Source organism: Sphingobium sp. UBA5915 (genome assembly GCF_002431195.1).
In the GTDB taxonomy this organism is placed as follows: Bacteria; Pseudomonadota; Alphaproteobacteria; order Sphingomonadales; family Sphingomonadaceae; genus Sphingobium; species Sphingobium soli.
The window spans coordinates 1-4412 of sequence record NZ_DJDV01000060.1 but is presented as its reverse complement, the minus strand read 5'-3'; the positions used below and the strand labels follow the sequence as shown (position 1 = coordinate 4412).

The following is a 4412-nucleotide window of genomic DNA, read 5'->3' as shown; positions in this document are numbered from 1 at the left end:
GATGCTACTGACATGGCCAAGCCTTCGCTAACGAGCGTTCAGCTCCGGCCACCATATGAACACTCATAAAATAGCTATTCTGCTCCGCCCAGCGTAAATATGCCGCGCGCAGCGCCGATCGGTCATAGCGTGGAGCGCGGCATTCCGCTTTTCGCGCGACGATCATCATGTCGAGCACGCCTTGGAGGTAAGCGCCGCATCGCGGCTCATTCGCTTGACAGCTTACGAACAACGCCGAGCCCGTCGCCGACGCGGGTTCGGTTTGGCCGATCGCACTATCAGGCAGGGCGGCCAAAGCGGCGCATAACAATATCCATCGCCTTGGCCGCATTTTCGTCTCCTATTCCGCAGTATCATTTCGGAAGGGGCGCACGGCCCTCGACGGCCGGCGCCCCGTGCTGATCCATCATTCGCGGCCGAGCACCTGGCCTTCGGGCGTGACGAACAGTTCGATCGTCTTTCCGTCGCTGTTCTTGCCCTTGATTTCATAGAGCGTGCTTCCGTCCGCCTTTCGGGTGACTTGCTCCGCTTTGCTTATTGACGCGAGTTGCGCGCGTGCCGCGTTCATCGCGGCCTCGGGCACCTGAGCAAGCGGGATGTCTCGTTCGCTGTGCTTGCCGATTATCCGGTTTTCGTTCGCCTCGTGGTTTTGCGCGATCGCCACGCCCGCGATCGCCAGCGCGGCCGCGCCCACGCCTGCGACAACAGTGAGAGTTCGTTTGCTAGGGTCAGGACCCATTGATGTGAGCGTCGCGATCTGATTCAGGCTCCGCGAGGAGACCGGAATGAGTGACCTGTTTTGGCTGACGGATGAGCAGATTGAGCGGCTGCGGCCGTTCTTTCCCAAGAGCCACGGCCGGCCGCGGGTGGATGACCGACGGGTTCTGAGCGGCATCGTCTTCGTCAACCGCAATGGGCTGCGCTGGCGAGATGCGCCCAGCGCCTATGGGCCACACAAGACGCTCTACAACCGGTGGAAGCGCTGGGGTGAGGCAGGCGTGTTCACGCGGATGATGGAAGGGCTGGCGGCGGCAGGCGCCGAGCCGAAGACGGTTATGATCGACGCCACCTACCTGAAGGCGCACCGCACGGCATCGAGCCTGCGGGTAAAACGTATGGCTCGCCCCGTCGGCAAGCGGTTTGTGTCTGATGCTCTGAGCAGTCTGCGAAAACGTATCCGGCCTTCCAACACCAGGTCGTTGGCCAAGATGGAGATCCGCGCGTCCTGGTCCTCATAAAGGGGCCGGCATCGAGTGCCATTTTTAGCCAAAGGTTTCCGGGACACCGGTCGACTGTCAGGCCATCTTTCACTCACCTCCCGCAGACATCATCCAGCTGGCGCAAGGAGCGCCGACCGAGCTTGTTCAGGCTGCCTGCGCAACCGGATCGTAGGTGCGCTGGTGTCGCAGCAGCGCCCACACGATACGCGCCATCTTGGCGGCCAATGCCACCACGACGGTGTTGTGATGAGAACGTGAGAGGAGACCGCGCAGCCAGGCGCCAAGTCGCGTATCGCTCTTGCTCATTACCGGCAGGGACGCACGCGCACCTTGGATCAGGTTCTTGCGCAGGTAGCGGCTCCCACGTTTGGTGATACCGAGCAATCGCGGCTTGCCTCCGGTCGTGGCCTGCCGCGGCACCAAGCCCAGCCATGCGGCAAGGTCGCGCCCACGCCCGAAGGTCCGGGCATCGCCGACCGCTGCCACCAGCGCGGTGGCATTAAGCGCGCCAATGCCTGGAATGGTCAGCAATCGTCGTGTCCGTTCATCCGCCCGAGCCGCATCGGTGAACTCGGCGTCGAGATCTGCGATCCGTTCGTCGAGCGCTCTCCAGCGCAGGCGCATGTCGCTCATCAGCCGGTGAATGCGGGAGCCGAGTACCGGTTCGTCACCATCCAGCATCTCACCCAGCCGAAGGGCAAGCTTTGCACGCCCCTGCGGGACGATGTAACCGCGTTCGAGGAGGAGGCTCCTGATCTGGTTCATCAAGGAGGTGCGGTCTCCAACAAGCTGGTCACGGATACGATGGAGCGTCTGCATGTCGAGTTGCTCCTCGGTCTTTAGCTCGACAAACCGCATAGTCGGCCGTGTCGCCGCCTCGGCGATCGCCTCGGCATCACGATCATCGTTTTTCTGCGCCTTGACGTAAGGGCGGACGTATTCCGGCGACATCAATCGTACCGCATGGCCTTGTCGCGCCAAGGCACGTCCCACGTGGTGCGCACCGCAGCAGGCCTCCATCGCCACAACGCAGGCCGGCAAGGTCGCCGCGTAGGTGATGACCGTCTCGCGCCGCATTCGCCGGCGGACGACGACCTTGCCAATGGCATCCAGCCCAACCACGCTGCAGCTATTCTTGCCAAGATCGATCCCGAGCACAGAAATGTCCATGACCTTCGCTCCTTCCGCAAACGACCCGCTGTCGTGAAGCGACAACGGTTCAGATAAGGGGCGAGCCATCCATAAAGGGGGGCCTTGGCCGCCTGATAGGCCGCACCAAGGGCGGCATGAACACCAAGCTCCATGCCGTAGCCGATGCGAACGGACGCCCCTTGAGCTTCTTTATGACCGCCGGGCAGGTCAGCGATTACACCGGTGCGGCCGCGTTGCTGGACGACCTGCCGAAGGCTCAGTGGCTGCTAGGTGACCGCGGCTACGACGCCGACTGGTTCAGGGATGCGCTCCAGGCCAAGGGCATCCAGCCCTGCATCCCAGGGCGGCGGTCCCGCAACGAGCCGGTCAGGTACGACAAGCGCCGCTATCGGCGACGTAGCCGCATCGAGATCATGTTCGGCCGCCTCAAGGACTGGCGCCGCGTCGCAACCCGCTACGACCGCTGCCCGACAGCCTTCTTCTCCGCCATCGTCCTCGCTGCCACCGTCATCTTCTGGCTGTAATCAACGAGTCCTGACCCTAGCTCTACCATCAGCGGATGCGTCAGAACGTCCTGCCCGAAGTGCACGCAGGTCGAGCACCCCGGCACCTCCTGGAACAGCAGAAGCATTGGTTTGCGCTGTGCGGCGGCCAGCGCCTTGCCGTCGTCATAGTCGCGCAGCCATGCGACGTTGCCGAGCTCGCGATACTCGCGATGCGAAGCTCCCGTGTCTGTCATGCCACCTATGTAGTGAGGCGAAACGGCAAATCATTGGCTGATGCTCGTGGCTATGGAAACTATAGCCCGCCGCTATTGGAAAAGGAAATGGACAAGCGTCATTGTAGAGATGCGGGAGCGTCGGCGGAACCGGAGAAGACCGTGCGGTGATCCAAAGTGCTGTAGGTCATATGCAGAAGCCGAGTTCTCACGACTGTGACCGTGAGAGCGGAAACAATTTGTGAACCCCGACCGCTGCTCCGAAGGACAATGACATTTGCAATGACCGCTGCCGAACATCTCGCCCCCGAACTCCGCGTACGGCAATGGATAGGCGTTGACGGCAAGCCGCTGGACGTCCCCGTCACGCTCTCCGATCTGGGGCAAGGACCAAAGATCCTCTTCGCCTTTCAACACTGGTGTCGCGGCTGCCATCTGCACGGCTTCCCGACGTTACAGCGCCTCCATTCCAGTCTAGCGACAAGGGGCGTCGGCTTCGCGGTGATCCAGACGGTGTTTGAGGGCGAGCAGGAGAACACCTTCGAACGGCTGCGATCGAACCAGCTGAAATATGATATGCCTGTCGTGTTTGGACATGATCCGCCCCCGACGGGTGCGCGTCTTCCGACTTTCATGGAAGATTATCGGACGCGCGGCACGCCCTGGTTCAGCGTCATCGACGCCGACGGTGCACTCGTATTTTCAGACTTTCATCTCGACGCTGACAAGCTGGTGGCGCATCTGGAACGAGGCTGACCGATGCGCCGGTGGCTCATCCTTGCCGCTACCCATGTTGCCACGCTGGCGCTGGGATTTGCTGCGGGCATCTACGCTCTTCCGATCCTGACGGCACCGCCAACGCCAGATGCAGCCGCTCTAGCAGCGACGGGGAAAGCGGCGCTCTTCACCGGACGATTTGAGCGTCGGCTGAAGGGCAGCGACTTCGTCCATTGGGGCGAGGGCAACGTGACGGTGTCGCGCAACCGTATAGCGCACATCGGGCATCTTTCTCCCGGCCCGGATTACAAGCTCTACCTCGCTCCGCGCTTCGCGGGCACGAAGGACGAGTTCCTTGCGATCAAGCACCTGTCGCGCCGGGTCGGCGACGTGAAAACCTTCGACGGCTTCATCATCTCGGTCCCGCCGGACATCGACGTCGCCGCATTCAGTACAGTCGTCATTTGGTGCGAAGCGTTCGATCAATTCATCAGTGCCGCCGAATACCAGCGACGTGCGAAAAGCACATGAAATTCTAAGCCGACGGCTGGAAGGCGGCCGAGAAGATGATCGCTGCGGTCGCTGAGAACGGCGGTGAGAAAGTC

At 61.9% G+C, this 4412-nt stretch carries 6 protein-coding genes and 2 pseudogenes; 4 read left to right on the top strand and 4 right to left on the bottom strand.

Annotated features, from left to right (window positions below; translation table 11 throughout):
- Positions 1 to 4: 4 nt before the first annotated feature.
- Both B2V90_RS23160 and B2V90_RS10735 read right to left on the bottom strand, forming a co-directional pair.
- Complete coding sequence (locus B2V90_RS23160) at positions 5 to 331, bottom strand: Rap1a/Tai family immunity protein (protein WP_223178489.1); 327 nt, start codon at positions 329 to 331, stop codon at positions 5 to 7.
- Positions 332 to 406: 75 nt separating this feature from the next.
- On the bottom strand, positions 407 to 694 hold the full coding sequence (locus B2V90_RS10735) for a hypothetical protein (RefSeq protein WP_008603796.1): 288 nt from the start codon (positions 692 to 694) through the stop codon (positions 407 to 409).
- Between the two features lie 91 nt (positions 695 to 785).
- Between B2V90_RS10735 and B2V90_RS10730 the strand changes: the two are divergent.
- Positions 786 to 1124 (top strand): annotated as a pseudogene (locus B2V90_RS10730) (transposase); the annotation flags it as partial.
- A gap of 240 nt (positions 1125 to 1364) precedes the next feature.
- Here B2V90_RS10730 and B2V90_RS10725 read toward each other — a convergent pair.
- The gene (locus tag B2V90_RS10725; RefSeq protein WP_066713890.1) at positions 1365 to 2390 is read right to left on the bottom strand and encodes an IS110 family transposase; all 1026 of its coding nucleotides are present in this window, start codon (positions 2388 to 2390) and stop codon (positions 1365 to 1367) included.
- Positions 2391 to 2440: 50 nt separating this feature from the next.
- On the opposite strand from B2V90_RS10725, the pseudogene B2V90_RS10720 reads away from it, so the two are divergent.
- Positions 2441 to 2896 (top strand): annotated as a pseudogene (locus tag B2V90_RS10720) (IS5 family transposase); the annotation flags it as partial.
- On the opposite strand, the gene B2V90_RS10715 reads toward B2V90_RS10720, so the two are convergent.
- Entirely contained in the window at positions 2827 to 3111 is a 285-nt protein-coding gene (locus B2V90_RS10715) for a thioredoxin family protein (RefSeq protein WP_414711598.1), read from the bottom strand. The pseudogene B2V90_RS10720 and the gene B2V90_RS10715 sit on opposite strands and share 70 nt — an antisense overlap.
- Positions 3112 to 3372: 261 nt before the next feature.
- Between B2V90_RS10715 and B2V90_RS10710 the strand changes: the two genes are divergently transcribed.
- Positions 3373 to 3846, top strand: a complete 474-nt coding sequence (locus B2V90_RS10710; RefSeq protein ID WP_293921227.1) for a peroxiredoxin family protein — start codon at positions 3373 to 3375, stop codon at positions 3844 to 3846.
- 3 nt (positions 3847 to 3849) lie between these two features.
- Positions 3850 to 4338 (top strand): DM13 domain-containing protein, encoded by a 489-nt coding sequence (locus tag B2V90_RS10705; protein ID WP_293921225.1) that lies wholly within the window; start codon positions 3850 to 3852, stop codon positions 4336 to 4338.
- Positions 4339 to 4412 lie beyond the last annotated feature (74 nt).

Bases quoted from the DNA above. Each gene is read 5' to 3' on its own strand.
- B2V90_RS23160 (WP_223178489.1), bottom strand. From the start codon at position 331: ATGCGGCCAAGGCGATGGATATTGTTATGCGCCGCTTTGGCCGCCCTG.
- B2V90_RS10710 (WP_293921227.1), top strand. From the start codon at position 3,373: ATGACCGCTGCCGAACATCTCGCCCCCGAACTCCGCGTACGGCAATGG.
- B2V90_RS10715 (WP_414711598.1), bottom strand. From the start codon at position 3,111: ATGACAGACACGGGAGCTTCGCATCGCGAGTATCGCGAGCTCGGCAAC.
- B2V90_RS10705 (WP_293921225.1), top strand. From the start codon at position 3,850: ATGCGCCGGTGGCTCATCCTTGCCGCTACCCATGTTGCCACGCTGGCG.
- B2V90_RS10725 (WP_066713890.1), bottom strand. From the start codon at position 2,390: ATGGACATTTCTGTGCTCGGGATCGATCTTGGCAAGAATAGCTGCAGC.